The organism is Paenibacillus sp. FSL H3-0286, assembly GCF_045040705.1.
Taxonomy (GTDB): Bacteria; Bacillota; Bacilli; order Paenibacillales; family Paenibacillaceae; genus Paenibacillus_AQ; species Paenibacillus_AQ odorifer.
In genome coordinates this window covers 3,142,894-3,157,700 of record NZ_CP150285.1, presented here as the reverse complement: position 1 = coordinate 3,157,700, position 14,807 = coordinate 3,142,894, and the positions used below count along the sequence as shown (strand labels likewise).

16 protein-coding genes are annotated in these 14,807 nt (G+C 43.3%); 7 read left to right on the top strand and 9 right to left on the bottom strand.

All coding sequences use genetic code 11. From position 1 onward, the window contains the following. The first annotated feature begins 109 nt into the window (after positions 1-109). The 5 genes from MHB37_RS14175 (at position 110) to MHB37_RS14155 (ending at position 5,180) form a co-directional block, all read left to right on the top strand. On the top strand, positions 110-1,600 hold the full coding sequence (locus tag MHB37_RS14175) for a 4-hydroxyphenylacetate 3-hydroxylase family protein (protein ID WP_405169518.1): 1,491 nt from the start codon (positions 110-112) through the stop codon (positions 1,598-1,600). Between the two features lie 214 nt (positions 1,601-1,814). Continuing rightward, positions 1,815-2,474: a response regulator transcription factor gene (locus MHB37_RS14170; RefSeq protein ID WP_076135640.1), complete on the top strand. Its 660-nt coding sequence runs from the start codon at positions 1,815-1,817 to the stop codon at positions 2,472-2,474. Between the two features lies 1 nt (position 2,475). Next, entirely contained in the window at positions 2,476-3,849 is a 1,374-nt protein-coding gene (locus tag MHB37_RS14165) for an ATP-binding protein (RefSeq protein ID WP_405169517.1), read from the top strand. A gap of 60 nt (positions 3,850-3,909) precedes the next feature. Then, on the top strand, positions 3,910-4,722 hold the full coding sequence (locus MHB37_RS14160; protein WP_405169516.1) for a hypothetical protein: 813 nt from the start codon (positions 3,910-3,912) through the stop codon (positions 4,720-4,722). An 80-nt stretch (positions 4,723-4,802) separates the two neighbouring features. Further along, positions 4,803-5,180: a PilZ domain-containing protein gene (locus tag MHB37_RS14155; RefSeq protein ID WP_076126051.1), complete on the top strand. Its 378-nt coding sequence runs from the start codon at positions 4,803-4,805 to the stop codon at positions 5,178-5,180. A 133-nt stretch (positions 5,181-5,313) separates the two neighbouring features. Here MHB37_RS14155 and mnhG read toward each other — a convergent pair whose 3' ends face one another. The 7 genes from mnhG to MHB37_RS14120 form a co-directional block, all read right to left on the bottom strand. Continuing rightward, positions 5,314-5,712, bottom strand: a complete 399-nt coding sequence (gene mnhG / locus MHB37_RS14150) for a monovalent cation/H(+) antiporter subunit G (RefSeq protein WP_076126049.1) — start codon at positions 5,710-5,712, stop codon at positions 5,314-5,316. Then, a complete protein-coding gene (locus MHB37_RS14145; protein ID WP_036686407.1) occupies positions 5,687-5,980 on the bottom strand; it encodes a Na(+)/H(+) antiporter subunit F1 in 294 nt (97 codons plus the stop codon). The genes mnhG and MHB37_RS14145 overlap by 26 nt, the downstream gene beginning before the upstream one ends. Next, the gene (locus tag MHB37_RS14140) at positions 5,980-6,453 is read right to left on the bottom strand and encodes a Na+/H+ antiporter subunit E (protein ID WP_076126047.1); all 474 of its coding nucleotides are present in this window, start codon (positions 6,451-6,453) and stop codon (positions 5,980-5,982) included. The genes MHB37_RS14145 and MHB37_RS14140 overlap by 1 nt, the downstream gene beginning before the upstream one ends. A 4-nt stretch (positions 6,454-6,457) precedes the next feature. Then, positions 6,458-7,936, bottom strand: a complete 1,479-nt coding sequence (locus MHB37_RS14135) for a Na+/H+ antiporter subunit D (RefSeq protein ID WP_339173775.1) — start codon at positions 7,934-7,936, stop codon at positions 6,458-6,460. Next, the gene (locus MHB37_RS14130; RefSeq protein ID WP_036686402.1) at positions 7,933-8,268 is read right to left on the bottom strand and encodes a Na(+)/H(+) antiporter subunit C; all 336 of its coding nucleotides are present in this window, start codon (positions 8,266-8,268) and stop codon (positions 7,933-7,935) included. The genes MHB37_RS14135 and MHB37_RS14130 overlap by 4 nt, the downstream gene beginning before the upstream one ends. Then, complete coding sequence (locus MHB37_RS14125) at positions 8,268-11,132, bottom strand: Na+/H+ antiporter subunit A (RefSeq protein WP_405169604.1); 2,865 nt, start codon at positions 11,130-11,132, stop codon at positions 8,268-8,270. Before MHB37_RS14125 ends, MHB37_RS14130 begins: the two co-directional genes overlap by 1 nt. A gap of 127 nt (positions 11,133-11,259) precedes the next feature. Continuing rightward, complete coding sequence (locus MHB37_RS14120) at positions 11,260-11,898, bottom strand: universal stress protein (protein ID WP_232061321.1); 639 nt, start codon at positions 11,896-11,898, stop codon at positions 11,260-11,262. A gap of 345 nt (positions 11,899-12,243) precedes the next feature. Between MHB37_RS14120 and MHB37_RS14115 the strand changes: the two genes are divergently transcribed. After that, a complete protein-coding gene (locus MHB37_RS14115; protein ID WP_076183577.1) occupies positions 12,244-12,576 on the top strand; it encodes a helix-turn-helix transcriptional regulator in 333 nt (110 codons plus the stop codon). Between the two features lie 52 nt (positions 12,577-12,628). After that, complete coding sequence (locus tag MHB37_RS14110; protein ID WP_405169515.1) at positions 12,629-13,165, top strand: SRPBCC domain-containing protein; 537 nt, start codon at positions 12,629-12,631, stop codon at positions 13,163-13,165. Between the two features lie 63 nt (positions 13,166-13,228). On the opposite strand, the gene MHB37_RS14105 is transcribed toward MHB37_RS14110, so the two are convergent. Beyond that, positions 13,229-13,981 carry an alpha/beta hydrolase gene (locus MHB37_RS14105; RefSeq protein ID WP_405169514.1) on the bottom strand — a complete coding sequence of 251 codons (753 nt, stop codon included), beginning with the start codon at positions 13,979-13,981 and terminating at the stop codon, positions 13,229-13,231. Positions 13,982-13,992: 11 nt separating this feature from the next. Continuing rightward, on the bottom strand, positions 13,993-14,793 hold the full coding sequence (locus tag MHB37_RS14100) for an alpha/beta hydrolase (RefSeq protein ID WP_076183570.1): 801 nt from the start codon (positions 14,791-14,793) through the stop codon (positions 13,993-13,995). Positions 14,794-14,807: the final 14 nt, after the last annotated feature.

Genomic DNA, 14,807 nt, shown 5'->3' with positions numbered 1-14,807 from the left:
CCAGCTCACCACGGTTTATGGACAATGTACACGGAGATTCATGATTACGTACATTAATAGCAATAATACGGCTTTATTAGTCAAAGATGACTTCAAAGAGGTGGAACCTATGCCTATAAAAACAGGTAATCAATACATCGAACGAATCGACCGGCAAAAGATCAATATCTGGTACAAAGGAACACGTGTTGAAGGTCCTTTATCCAAACACCCTGCCTTTCAAGGTCTCATACAAACACAAGCCGAAATGTATAACATGCAGTGTGATGAACGTTATTTGGCGCAGATGACCTATCCTTCACCTGATACTGGAGATCCGGTTGGTTTATCTTTTCTTCCACCCAAAAATGCTGAAGATTTAGAACGCCGGAGAAAAATGATTGAACTCTGGTCCAACAGACACCACGGATTTTTAGGACGTTCCCCCGATTATATGAATACGGCCATCATGTCTCTGTTCACAGCTGCTGATATCCTTGAGGATCATAATCCGAAATATGCTGAGAACCTCAGAAAATACTATGCCTACTGTCGAGATCATGATATTACCTTATCCCATGCTTTCATCCAGCCTCAAGCCAGCAAAATATCCGGCCAGATTGATGCTACAGAGGATTCTATCGCTGCTAAAGTCGTAGAAATCAATGATGAGGGGATGATTGTTACCGGTGCTTTTATGATGGCAACACAGGGAGCTACCTGCGATGAAATGCTTGTATTCCCGACTCCCTCACCCTCACTTGTGGATGATGATAATCCCTTTGCGTTTGCCTTTGCGGTGCCTAATGATCTGCCGGGAATGACTTTTTTTTGCCGTGAAAGCTACGCTGCCTCATCTACTTACGACCATCCGTTAAGTTCAAGATATGAAGAAATGGATACCCTTGTTATCTTTGACCGTGTACTTATCCCTCATGTTCGTATATTTTATTATGGCGATGAGAGGTACTGTTCCCGATTATTCGGCGAGAGTAACTTTCATACGCATATGGCCCACCAAATTGTCACCCGCTATATTGCAAAAACCGAGTTTTTTCTTGGTATGCTAGAGTCTTTGGCTGAAGAACAAAACGCTGTCCTTGAGTCCTACACGATTTTGCCTATTTCCAGAATATTAGCATATTTAGAAACTTTCAAAGCCTTAAGACTTGCAGCGGAAATAGGGGCTTCGCTCGACAAATTTGGATATCTCGTTCCAGATAAAGGGCCACTGTTGGCTTCAACCATTCACTTTTCAGAGTTTTATCCAGAGATGGTTGAAATGGTTCAAAACCTCAGTTCAAGCGGTCTCATCATGATCCCCTCTGAAGCCGACTTTACATCAAGCGCTGGTTCGTATCTTTATGAGTATTTGAAGGGAAATGTCTCGGATGCGTGGTATCGAAATGCCTTATTCCGGCTGGCTTGGGAACTAGGAGCGGGTGCATTCGGAGGTCGTCAAACCCAGTTCGAGCGGTTATTTTTCGGCAACTCCCAAACAGTGGCCTGGCGTATGTACAACAGCTATGATAATCACGAGTATTTTCGTCAAATCGTTCACGAATTTATTGCCCCTGATGCCCACTTGTCTAAGTCAACAACAGATGGAATTTCCAATTAATCAAGAGTTGCGAAGGTTTATAATGATGTTTTTCAGGATTGATTAAGAGACTGCTTCAGCTCTCTTTTTCAGTCCTTTTTGAGCTGTATCAACAAACCAAATTAGGAAGAACTAGATGCTTTTTCATACCTGCACTGGACAATTCTGTAATAAGTTGTTTATAGTTTATTAGCATTAGGAAGTGATTTGCTAGCTTAGGAGGGAACAATGAACTATGGGCCATATCATAGTCGTAGAAGATGAACGTGCAATCAGTGACTTAATTACTATGAATCTAAAATTAGTCGGACATACCTATAGCAAGGCTTATCGCGGGCTGGAGGTTATTGAACTGCTGGAACGTGAAAAGGCCGATTTAATTCTGCTCGATATAATGCTGCCCGAACTGGATGGTTTTGAGATCATGCAGCGGATTGCTCACTTACAAATTCCGGTGATTCTGATCACCGCAAAAGATTCACTGGCTGATCGCATCAAAGGCTTTGAGCTGGGCGCCGATGATTATATCATTAAACCTTTTGAAATCCTTGAATTGTTGGCAAGAATCAATGTGGTGTTACGCAGGAGCGAAAAAGGCATTTCCAATTTTCTCTGTGAAAACGTTGAGGTACGTTATCTTGAGAGGCTTGTGATGGTGGATCAGATACCCGTAGATTTAACCGCTAGGGAATTTGAGCTGCTTGAGGTCCTTATCCGTAACAGAAATATTGCTTTATCCAGGGAAAAGTTGCTGGAATTAGCCTGGGGCTATGATTTTGAAGGAGATACCCGTACTGTAGATGTTCACATCAGGCAGCTGCGCAAAAAACTAGGCTGGGAAGAACGAATTAAAACCGTATTTAAGCTTGGTTACCGCTTGGAAGTTCAGGTCTAGTATGAGATTCTGGCATAAAATTCTGCTGTCAGTCCTCGCCTTCTTCATCGTCGCCCTAGATGTAAGTGTAATCATGATTATGAAAAAAAGCTGGCAGCTGAACATGGACAGCGAAATGCAGCGTGCTTCAAGCGAACAGCTATTAATTGCAAACAACATTTATGAAAATCTTGAATCGATTCAGACCCGTGGGGCCACACTTACCTCTACTTTAATCTCAAGTGTGGCTCAATCCTATGGTGAATTTTATCATAAGCAGGGAATCGGACTACAGCTCTGGGAGAATGACCAGCTGGTTTATCCGAATGCCGGAGTCCCATCAGTCACAACACCGGAGTCACATTCTATTCAACTCTCTACTGAGCTCCCTGCTCCCTATCAAGCTTTGACGATCGTTTACCAACGTGATATCAGTGACCTGTATGCTAAGCAGCATGAGCTGAACCGTTTTTTTGTAATGATTAACTGGATTATCGGTCCAATTCTGCTCCTATTACTCTACTTGCTGATCCGGCAGTTGACCAAACCACTTAAACAGCTTTCAAAGACTACAAAAACGATCGCTGAAGGCAAATATACCGAGCGCGTGCAGTTGCGCAGTAAAGATGAATTTGGTGAGTTAGCCCTGAACTTTAACCGAATGGCAAACGCAGTGGAACAGCACGTGATCGAACTGTCTAATATGGCCGATGAAAAGCAGAGAATGGTCGATAACCTCGCCCACGAACTACGCACACCTTTAACCAGTATGCAGGGATTTGCTGAATTTCTGACTTCCGCGAATATAGGCCAGGAAGAACAGCAGATGGCTGGTCAATATATCCTTAGTGAAACCTTACGCCTGAAGAATTTAGCCTTCAAACTGCTGGATTTGTCCGTCCTACGGCATCATCCTCTGACTCTGAAACAAGTAGACATATCAGATTTGTTCAAATCGGTTAAACAGATTGAGCAGCTTAAATTGGACGAAGCAGGCATCAAACTAGAAATGGATTATTCCATCCCTGCGGTTTGGGGTGATCATGATCTGCTAACTTCCTTCTTGGTTAACCTTGTCGAAAACTCCATTCATGCATCTCCGCAAGGGAGCACCATCCGCTTGCTTGCCTATGCATTGCAAAATGAAGCCATATTGGAAGTATGCGATTCGGGATTTGGGATGACACCGGAACAGAGCGCGCGTGTTTTTGAACCCTTTTATCGAGGTGAAAAATCGCGCACACGCGAATACGGGGGTGCGGGTCTTGGTTTATCTTTATGCAAGCAAATCGCAGATGCGCATCAAACTAGAATTTCACTCAATTCTACTTTAGGTCAAGGAACAAGTATCCGCATCTTTTTACAACTCCATAACATCTGTTCACCTACTCTATAACATCTATAGTTTAAGGTTAGGAAGATTCAGCATCATCCGAAGCAAATGGAGGTTATTCAAGTGAATAACAAAAAATTCCCCACTACTTTAGCTGTACTCCTGTTCTCGGGGAGTCTGCTAATCGTCAGTGCAGTCATTCAAAACACCACCCATTTAGCTTTAACCAGCACCAAAACCCCAGGGATGAAGTTGGAAGCACCAACGCCGGTGTCCTCCACAGTGAATGACGATCTACAACCGCAGATAAGTCCTAAAGAAATACAACCCATTAACAATTTCATAGACATGGCGGGTCATGAGACTTCTGAATCCAAACGGACCACTGTCACACCGCCTGCTGCAGGGGATCTGAGTCAAACTGATGCCGTTATTCTGGCTGCTTCAAGCGTTCGCAAATTATTCGATGTGGACATTGCCAAGCTGCAGATGCGGGTTATTCTGAGTGATACCCGAACCTCGCTGCCGTGGACATGGGCTGTACATTTCAGTCCATATAACGCCAAGACGCTAGAAGGGCAAGGTAAGGAATTCTGGGAATATGATGTACTAATTGATCCCATAAACGGTATGGTAGTGAATACGACCGCGATTAATATTGCTCTGAAAAGAACACCAATTAGCGCTTCTGCTGGCAGCACTATCTATAAAGATGCCCGTTGGATCAATGCGGCCATAACTATCCTAACAGATAAACAAAAAGAAAGCCGGAAAATTGCTACAGCAACACTGATCAACACTGACACCAATGATAAACGCGGCATGGTCGCTGTTCAGATGATGCTGGAAGATGGCAGCAGCTACACGGCAGAAATGCGTTATCCTGATCAAAGTCTGCGCTGCCTTACCTACGAGACTGCTCAAGTAGTGAAATAAATCAAAAATTGAATCAGCTCTTCACTAATCCTACTTTTATGTCGATAATTTATATTACATGGAAAAGTATGGAGGAGCATATGAACACTAATCGCAGAACCGAACCTTTTCGATATACCCTTAAAGAACCTGTAACATTTGATCTTCATATTCTTACTATTAACGGAATCCAGGTTCCTTCCAAGCCTGTAAGGGCTGTATTGTTCGACATCAGTCGATCGGGTTGCCACTTATCGTTACCCCTCAATATCAACCCAGAAAATAACCTAGTACGCATTGGCATGGAAATGAATCTTACGGATGAATCTATGTACATAGAAGGAATATTGAAATGGAACAAAGAACAACAAGGCAGTTTCCACTACGGCATTCAATTGGACATCCCTGAGAATGATGGTGATCGACTCCCAAGAGTACTTCGCATCCTTGCTGGAGAAGGCAAAATATTAGTTCGTTAAGATAACAAAAAAGAGTAGTTTTAATCTAAAAAAGCAACAACCCCGCGTTTTCATGCAGGGTTGTTGCTTTTTAGCTATTGCGATCCAAACTTATTGTTGTAATCCGAAATCGCAGATCACCATTTCATGGATTTTATTCTTGAGGCACATCCCGTTCAGGGGATGCTGCTACAGCTTTTTCTTTCTCCAGTACCTCTCTTAAATCATCTTGAATTCTGCGATTCCATAAGGGAACCCCTGAGCGATAAGCAGCTCTGCCCGTCAAATGCGCAGATAAAGGTGAGGTCATAAATACAAAGACAATCCCCAGTAGCAGCTTAGCACTTATATGATCTAGAAAAAATGCAAAATATAGAAAGGCCCCGCTCAGAACACATAAAACACCAAGGGTGGCACTTTTGGCAGCAGCATGTGATCTCAGATAAACATCAGGCAGCCGAATCAGACCATAAGCACTTACAGCACTAAGCAATGCCCCCATCAGTATTAATAAGGCAAACAGCAATTCACCGACTGTCTTGATCATTTCCATGTTCAAGCACCACTCCCCTTTCGATGTATCTGGCAAATGCCGTCGTGCCGATAAAGGAAAGAATGCCTATTAACAAAATAATTTCGATAAAAGCCTGCGTTCGGAGTAAAACAGAAAGAACGGCTACCATGGCTAACAGATTAATTCCAATCGTATCCAGTGCCGCTACCCGGTCGGGCAAAGAAGGTCCCTTCAACAACCGCCAGGCACATACACCAATCGCCAGCGCCATAATCGTAAGCGAGAGCATAAGAATAAAATGGATCATTAACGGGTCACCTCCAATATCGCACGCTCAAAGGTGTCACGGATATTCGCTCTGAACTGTGCGGGATCCTCAACATCCATGGCATGAATATACAAAGTCCGGTTATCATCCGATACTTCAAGTACGACAGATCCGGGAGTAAGGCAGAGCAATGTGATCAACGTAGCCACTTCCCAATCCGATTTCAGCTCTGTAGTATATTTCAAGATTGCTGGACGTATATTAAGCTCCGGTCTCAGAACAGCTTTTACCACTACATAACTTGAAACGACCAGCTCCCGCAGCAGCAACAGGATTAGCTTAATAATTGCCCACACTTTTCCTAGATATAATCTGGGCCAAAAACGTCGCATTCCGAGCAGAATGAGGATACCGATCAAGAAACCAATGACGAAACGTGGCCCAGTCCAGTCATTGTGCAGGAACATCCACAGGAATGCTATCATGAAATTCAATAATAGTTGAAAAGCCATAGTATCACTCCTTCATGACAGCGTTAATGTATAGTGCTGGATCAGCCAGTACAGCTCCGGCTTGGCTGACAAGTCCGTTTACCGTCTCCGCACCCACACCCATCAGAATTACAATCGCGAACAGAACAGCTGCCGGTGCCATCATAGCTTTATAATGAAGCGGTTTGACTTGTTCTTCCCTTTTCTCGCCACCCCAGAACACTTGCTGGAATACCTTGATCAAGGAATATAACACTACGAAGCTGGATGCAAGTGCAATCAGCGCCAGAGCCACGTGATTCTCGCCAAATCCACTCCGCACCATCATCACTTTTCCAGCGAAACCACTAAGGGGTGGAACACCAACCAATGCCAAAGTCAGTACAAAAAACATCCAGCCGGTCCACGGATAACGTCGGATTAAACCACCCATTTCTTTTAAGCGGTCAGTGCCTGAAGCTGAGATAATCATCCCACCCAGAAAGAATAATAATGCTTTGGCAACCATGTCATGCATTAAATAAAACACTACACCATTTAACGAATCCTGAGTCGCGACAGAGATCCCAAAAGCAATAAATCCTACACTGATGATGATATTATAATTAAATATTCGGCCCAAATCGTTGTATGCCAATGCCCCGATTGCCCCAAGTATCATCGTCGCCCCCGCCATCCAGGCAATCAATGTATGGGTGAGTCCCGGTTCTTGAATAAAAATCAAAGTAAAGGTACGAGTAATTGCATACAATCCGACCTTGGTTAGCAAAGCCCCAAACAGGGCTCTAACAGCCAATGGTGGTGCACTATAAGAATCGGGAAGCCAGAAAAAGAGCAGTAAACCTGCCTTAATCGAAAATACAATTAGCAGCAGGACCGCAATGACGTTCATTACACCGCCTTGTCCCGCCTCTGCTACACGCAAAGATAGATGCGCCATATTCAGTGTTCCTGTCGCGGCATATAAATAAGCAATCGTCGCCACAAACAAGGATGAGGAAATCACATTAATTAATACATACTTTAATGTCTCTCGCAGTTGACCCTTGGACCCACCAAGTACGATCAAAGCGTAAGAGGCAACTAACAGCACCTCAAAGCAGACAAACAAGTTAAACAAGTCCCCGGTGAGGAAAGAGCCAAATACCCCGGTTAATAAAAAATGGAGAAACGGATAGTAATAAAACCTTTCCCTGTCTTCCCCAATGCTAGCGAAGGAAAAAAACAGACAAGCCGCGCCAACAATGGCCGCAGTCAACACGAGCAATGCCGAAAACATATCGGCAACAAACACAATGCCATAAGGTGGACGCCATCCCCCCATATATAAGGTCTGGATACCGTTTGTATTTACCTGATACACAATGAATCCTGCAACAAAGATATTTACAAACACACTGACGGCACTTATGATTCGTTGCAGACGTACTCGTTCTTTCAAAAAAATGAGTATAACTGCCGTAATGGCCGGAATCAGCAGAGGCAGCACTAACAAGTTGTTCATCGTCTCTCCTCCTTGGTTCCTTCCACATCATCGGTACCCGTCGAGCGGTAAGTCCGGTATGCCAAAACAATAAAAAATGCTGTTACTCCAAAGCTAATTACAATAGAGGTCAAAATGAGCGCCTGCGGCAAAGGATCGACATAAGCTTCCGCTTCCTCACCCAGCAATGGTGCAGCACCTGTCTTGAGGCCAGACATTGTCAGTAACAACAAATGAACGCCGTGCGTTATTAAAGTGGTTCCCAGAAGGATGCGCAGCAAGCTTTTGGAAAGAACTAGATAAACACCTACGGAAAACAGTACACCGATCGCCAGGGCAATAATAAGCTCCATTAGCTATCCCTCCCGATCGTAAATATGATATTCATAGTGACACCAATAACAGCTAAGAAAACACCGAGATCAAAGAACATTGCTGTGGTCAGTTCTGTTTTGCCCATAAGTGGCAGTTGGAAATAGCCAAACGCTTGGCTCAGAAAAGGTACATCGAATAAAAACGAACCTATTCCTGTAAGAAAAGCTACAGATACCCCAACCGCGATTAACTTACGATAGTCGATAGGCAATACCTTCTCAACCATATCAATCCCAAAAGTAATGGCGAGCAGTACCAATGCGGCTGATGCCATCAATGCTCCAATAAATCCGCCTCCCGGATTATTATGTCCGGCGAAAAACAGATAAAGCGAAAATATTAGTATCATAACGAAGGCTACTTTAGCTACCGCTTGTAGTAACACATCATCACTTACAGAAGAACGTGGTTTATTATCCTTCACAGCCCGCTTCAGTGGGGCAATAGTTCCATCCGTATTCAGCTGCAGTTTGATCATGGAATAAATAGCAAGTGAGGCAAGGCCAAGCACTGTAATTTCAAACATGGTATCAAAGCCGCGGAAATCAACGAGCAGAACATTAACAATATTTTTACCGCCACCCAAGGTATAGCTATTCTCCACATAATATTTCGAGATGGATTCGAACGGACTACTGCCTAAAGCAGCAAGTGCAACCAATGTCATAGTTATTCCCATCCCGATGGAAATAATTAGCTTAGGCAAGCGGGACCGAAGTTTGAGCGGCTCTTTCTCCAGCTTAGGCAAATGCCGAAAACATAGCAGGAACAATGTAACGGATACTACTTCGACAATCATCTGGGTAAGCGCCAGATCAGGTGCCCGGAACAGAACAAAGAGTAAAGTAACCATATAACCAACCATTCCTGTTAACAAAATGGCTGTGATTCTGGAACGAACAAAGGGGATAGCCAAAGCGCCCACAAGCATAACCATAACAACAATAACTTCAAACAAAGAAAACGGAGCATATTCAGTTGTCCCAAGCGTTATTCCATCGGTATACCACACGGCTCCACCAATGGCTACGATCAGGAAAGCGAAGATATACATCAAGTAATGGCGCATGGAACCTGTCATATAGGTGCCAGTCAACGCCCTAGACGATTTCTCGACCAGCCGGATTACTCCGTCATAGACTTGATTTAAAGTGTAGCCACTGCCCCATTCTTTATCGACCAGACTCCAGCGGCCATAGATTCGGTATACAATAATACCAAGAATCACAACACCAAGTGTCATCCATATTTCTGGTGTAAAGCCGTGCCAGAAATGAATATTGACAACAAAGGGTTCTCCGGTCTGCAAGATTGGGTGAATAGCATTCATTGCAGGGATAATAAGTGTTTTGGATAATATATTCGGGAAAAAACCGATAAATATAGACAGCACTGCTAGCAGGCACGGGGCAAGCAGAAGTCCAAATGGGGCTTCATGCGGTTTTTTGTCCAGCTTCTCAGGCTGATATTTTCCGAAAAAGGTGTGGAAAACCAAAATCATACTGTATGCAAAAGTAAACACGCTGGCAATCCAGGCCAAAACCGGGAAGAGCGTAAACAACGAGGGAATAGACAATATATCCAGGTTTCGGATATTCAGAACAGCCGTAAAAAACATCTCTTTACTTAAAAACCCGGAAAATGGCGGCAAACCAGCCATCGAGAAACTGCCGATCATCGCTACCGTAAAGGTAACCGGCATAATGGAAATCAATCCGCCCAGCTTTCGAAGGTCGCGGGTACCCGTCTCATGGTCAACTATACCGACCATCATAAACAAAGAGCCTTTAAAGATGGCATGGTTAATAAGGTGAAAGATAGCCGCTGTTGTTGCAGCAGTGTAAAAGACTGAATCTTCCCCTACATAAAATGCCGCTGCCGATCCCATTCCCAGCAATCCCATAATCAGTCCAAGTTGACTAATCGTTGAATAGGCTAATAGAGCCTTCAGGTCCGTCTGCTTCATCGCCTGGATGGAGCCATAAATCAAGGTGATCAAACCGACGCCTGACACAACCCAGAACCACTCATATTGCCCCGCAAAAACAGGGCTGAAACGGGCGACAAGATACAATCCAGCTTTAACCATCGTTGCCGAGTGCAGATAGGCGCTGACGGGTGTCGGTGCCTCCATGGCATCCGGCAGCCAGATATGAAACGGGAACTGAGCTGATTTGGTGAAGGCGCCTAAGAGAATTAGTAGCATCGCCGGAATAAATAAAGCATGCCCGCTAATATCGCCAACCTCACTCCAAATTTCCCGGATACTAAAGGTGCCTGTCATTACATAAAGCATTAAAAAGCCGGCAAACATCGCTAAACCACCAAATACGGTAATCAACATAGATTTGAGAGCACCATACCGCGATTTTTGCCGCCGATGCCAAAAGGCAATTAACAGAAATGACGAAACACTTGTTAATTCCCAAAAGCCGTATAACACCATCAAGTTATCCGAGAGCACAACGCCAAGCATTGCCCCCATAAACAACATTAGATAAATATAAAAAGGGGTTAACGCTTCTTTTCGCCGGTCCAGATAATAAATTGAATAGATAATTACAAGACTACCCATCCCAGTGATTAACAAAGCAAACAACAAACTTAATCCATCCAGATGGAAAACCAAATCAATTCCTAGTGAAGGAATCCATGAAATGGTTTCATATCCCAAATCCCCACCTTTAATAACGGGAATCCGGGTTAAGAAATAAACAAACAAAACGAGTGAACCAGGGAAAACAAGCCATCCTCTATGAAGGTTGGGTGCTCTCTTGGACAAAAGTGCGATTACTAAGGCCATTAGAAACGGAACAAGTATGATTACATGCAGCAAAGGCAGTCCTCCTTTTCCACTTGAGCTTATCAAGTTGTGAACTTTAGTACTTACTTTTTTACCAAAAGCCAAAGATCATATGATTGGTAGGGCCTTTTATACAAGGCCCCAATGTTGATAAGGGCAAGCCCGATTATAAAGAATCGGTCAATGTGCCATCACAAATATGCAGATATCTAGCCTTTCCATCTTCTTGCTCAATTCTGAATAAACCGTTCTCAAATTCTGTGTGTAGTTCGTGAAAGAACTTTCCCTTAAGCGAATACTCTCCCTGAGGTTCATCACTGAGCTGGTACTCAGCCCCGTTTTTGACCAGGTAAGCGATAACACCTTCCTCATGGGTTTCTTCCAGCCCTGCACGCATCCGCTGCACAGCCACGACATGCAGATCCATCATTTTCATTTTACCAATGAGTTCATTGATGAAATTACGTTTGGTAAGCTCCTGCCACCGAGTTTGAGCAGATTGTCCAATGACGATCTGTGTGACCTCATTCTCTTCAGCAACTTCTACAATAATATCTGTTGTTTTTCGGCCTTCACGTTTCCGAATGATAAACTCTGCGCCAGCTTCATCGGCAAGACGTTTCCAGACCGTCATATACATTTCTTTGCTCTGATTATATTCATCAATATCCGAACTATCGACATTTAATACAAACAATGGCGCCCCTATAATTTCAGATAGTTGAACACCACGCCGGATTAAACGCTCCCCATGCGGACCATAATGAACACAAACCATAATCTTTTCATTGTGTATGACCTTCACCCTCCTGTAACATGGCCAAGAAATACAAAAGGAGCCCACTGGCGTTAGGCCCCTTGCGTAATTCTAAAACCCGATAAGTTATACTTAATTATATCTATTCCTATGTTTTTTGTAAAGTTTGTTGGTTATCATGGAACATATTTCTTTTTAATGCTTGTATCATGCCCTTCTCTTGCAGTTGTCATACAATGGTTATTATATATTCCTTTACAGGAATATTCCCTCCATGGTATATTATCATCACAAACAGGAAATACCAAAAAGGAGGCGCTATAGAGCCGCTCAACCACAGTATGTCATAATAGAGATACGAATGAATTTAATGAATCGAAGTGATCCTTGTTTATGAATACTAACGTTATGAGTGCCTTAGCTGAGCCCCACCGCATGCAGATCGTTGAACTATTACGCGAGAATCCTCTAACCGTTGGGGAGATTGCAGAAAGTCTTCAGCTACGGCAGCCTCAAGCGTCCAAGCATTTGCGCGTCCTTAGTGAAGCGGGCTTAATTGAAGTTCAAGCTGTAGCTAACAAGCGCATTTGCAAGCTCCGTCCTGATCCATTTAAGGAAATAGACGATTGGTTAGACTCCTACCGCCATATATGGGAAGAACGATACGATCGACTGGATGATTATTTACAAAAGCTACAGAGCAATGAAAACAATAAAAAATCATAGCCTCAGGCCGAAATTGGCAGGAAGCAAACAAATTTTGAGGAGGATCTATCCCATGACAAATTCTAACCCGTCCAACCAGATGGTATCCAAAGTTGTTGATGGCAACACATTAGTATTAGAGCGCGAATTCCAAGCTCCACGTGAGCTAGTATTCAAGGCTTTTTCTGAGGCAGAGCATTTGAAGCACTGGTGGGGTCCAAAAGGTTGGACGCTTCCCGTATGTAATGTCGATTTCCGTCCAGGGGGTACTTGGCATTATTGCATGAAGTGCGTGGATAAGAATCAAGGGGATTTCTACGGAATGGAGTCTTGGGGCAAGGCGTTGTATAAGGAAATTACAGTCCCAGAACAAGTCATTTATACAGATGGATTCTCAGATGCAGAGGGTAATATTTCAAAAGATTTGCCTGAAACGCTTGTCCAGCTAGATTTTATCGACCTGGAGGGTCAAACGAAGCTGGTGAATACCGGTAAATACACTTCTCCGGAAGCCTTGCAACAAGTGATTGATATGGGGATGTTAGAGGGGATTTCCCAAACCTTCGATAATTTGGACGCCCATCTTGAGAATTTACAGAAGAATAACTAGAGCAGCTATCACACGATAAATAGGACGACGCAAGGATACTCTCTCCTGCTCGTCCTATTATGTTTATTTTGCTGGAAATAAGAACCTGATACTATTCGGAAAATATTGCAGGAAAAACGTGTCATTATGCGTGCCCAGCGGATCCGTCTCAAACTTCACTCGCTGATCCGCTCCATCAATCTTCTCTTTTAAAATATCATAAGCACGTTTGCTGTTAGGCACCATGTCCTTCTGGGCATTTGTCTTGTGGATCCCTTCCTGCTCACCAACATACATATAAATTCTGCATTCCCTATCTAGTCTTGATGTCTCCATGAAATGAATGAAATCTTTAAACCATACAGACGCAGATATCAATATAAAATTCCCAACAGTAGCTTCAGTCTTGTACATCGCGTACAGACTTATTAATCCACCTAGTGAAACACCACCCAAAGCCAATTTCTCCGGCTCGTTGGAGATGCGATAGGAGCTTTTGATATAGGGTACAAGATCCTGATAGACATAATTCAAATAATCATCGCCCTTGCCCCCAAAGGACCAATCCTTAAAAAGAGCAGGCATTTCCCAAGGTGTATATTCATCATTCCGCAACTGAGAATCAATCCCTATAAAAATAACCGGTTCTGTTACTCCCTCTTCCATATCTTTCTCTATAGCTGTAATCGCCTCTTTGAACAAAAAATCTCCATCCTGTAAGAAAACCGCTGGGAATAACCGCTCCGGGAATAAATGGTATTCTTTCGGTAAATACACGGTAATCTGACGATCCATATGTTCAAAAAGCACAAGCTCGCCTGCCCTCATTTGCGTCATATCCCCACTCCTTAACAGTTCAGCACTCGAAACGCTCTACTCATAATCGTTGGTACTACAGAAGCGTGATTTTCATTGGGTGCAACATAGTGCTCAACCTCTAAATTAGACAAAGAATACTCGTTCAATTTTGAAAATAAATCTGCTGCGTCATCGACCATAAAGGATTCTTCACTTCCTACGGTAATCAATAATTTTTGTTTATCGGCCGTCAGCTCTTGACCCTTGTGATAGAACTGCTCCGCATACGTCAGGATTTCATGATCATTCCACCAAATGGATGGACTAGAGGCCAAATAATACTGGAATAGCTTCGCACGAGTGAATAACGTCCAGAGGACAAATAAACCGCTGAGAGAGTGACCAAACAAGGCTTGTTTATGCTGATCCACATTATATTTCTTATTGATTGCTGGCATTAACTCTAATTCTAAAAAAGCCAAAAACTTCTCAGCCCCACCATGTGGACCTATGTCAGCATTTTTCAATCGATCCGGATATACATACTGCTTCGCCGGAGGTGTGAAATCATAAAATCTTCTTTTGGAGACCTCTTCATCTGAACCATAATGTCCAATGCCAATCACAATTGCTGGTGCAATAAAAGTTTTCGGGGCATTTCTTGACTGCAATTTCACAACATCCCGACCCAATTGAAAATATGAATTACCATCGAGCATGTAATACACGGGGAAGCCCTTTTCTGGTGCTGCTTCTCTGGGAAGAGAAACCTTTATATCGTACGTGTAACCCATATACTGAGATTCAAGTTTCCATGATTCTGTGTGTTCGAGCTCTACTTGTGTTGTCATTTTTTCTGTACACT

Excerpts from the sequence above, each read along its gene's own strand:
- MHB37_RS14175 (WP_405169518.1), top strand. The coding sequence starts at position 110 with ATGCCTATAAAAACAGGTAATCAATACATCGAACGAATCGACCGGCAA.
- mnhG (WP_076126049.1), bottom strand. The coding sequence starts at position 5,712 with ATGGAAATGATCAAGACAGTCGGTGAATTGCTGTTTGCCTTATTAATA.
- MHB37_RS14115 (WP_076183577.1), top strand. The coding sequence starts at position 12,244 with ATGAATACTAACGTTATGAGTGCCTTAGCTGAGCCCCACCGCATGCAG.
- MHB37_RS14165 (WP_405169517.1), top strand. The coding sequence starts at position 2,476 with ATGAGATTCTGGCATAAAATTCTGCTGTCAGTCCTCGCCTTCTTCATC.
- MHB37_RS14170 (WP_076135640.1), top strand. The coding sequence starts at position 1,815 with ATGGGCCATATCATAGTCGTAGAAGATGAACGTGCAATCAGTGACTTA.
- MHB37_RS14130 (WP_036686402.1), bottom strand. The coding sequence starts at position 8,268 with ATGGAGCTTATTATTGCCCTGGCGATCGGTGTACTGTTTTCCGTAGGT.
- MHB37_RS14100 (WP_076183570.1), bottom strand. The coding sequence starts at position 14,793 with ATGACAACACAAGTAGAGCTCGAACACACAGAATCATGGAAACTTGAA.
- MHB37_RS14110 (WP_405169515.1), top strand. The coding sequence starts at position 12,629 with ATGACAAATTCTAACCCGTCCAACCAGATGGTATCCAAAGTTGTTGAT.
- MHB37_RS14145 (WP_036686407.1), bottom strand. The coding sequence starts at position 5,980 with ATGATCCATTTTATTCTTATGCTCTCGCTTACGATTATGGCGCTGGCG.
- MHB37_RS14135 (WP_339173775.1), bottom strand. The coding sequence starts at position 7,936 with ATGAACAACTTGTTAGTGCTGCCTCTGCTGATTCCGGCCATTACGGCA.
- MHB37_RS14105 (WP_405169514.1), bottom strand. The coding sequence starts at position 13,981 with ATGACGCAAATGAGGGCAGGCGAGCTTGTGCTTTTTGAACATATGGAT.
- MHB37_RS14155 (WP_076126051.1), top strand. The coding sequence starts at position 4,803 with ATGAACACTAATCGCAGAACCGAACCTTTTCGATATACCCTTAAAGAA.
- MHB37_RS14140 (WP_076126047.1), bottom strand. The coding sequence starts at position 6,453 with ATGGCTTTTCAACTATTATTGAATTTCATGATAGCATTCCTGTGGATG.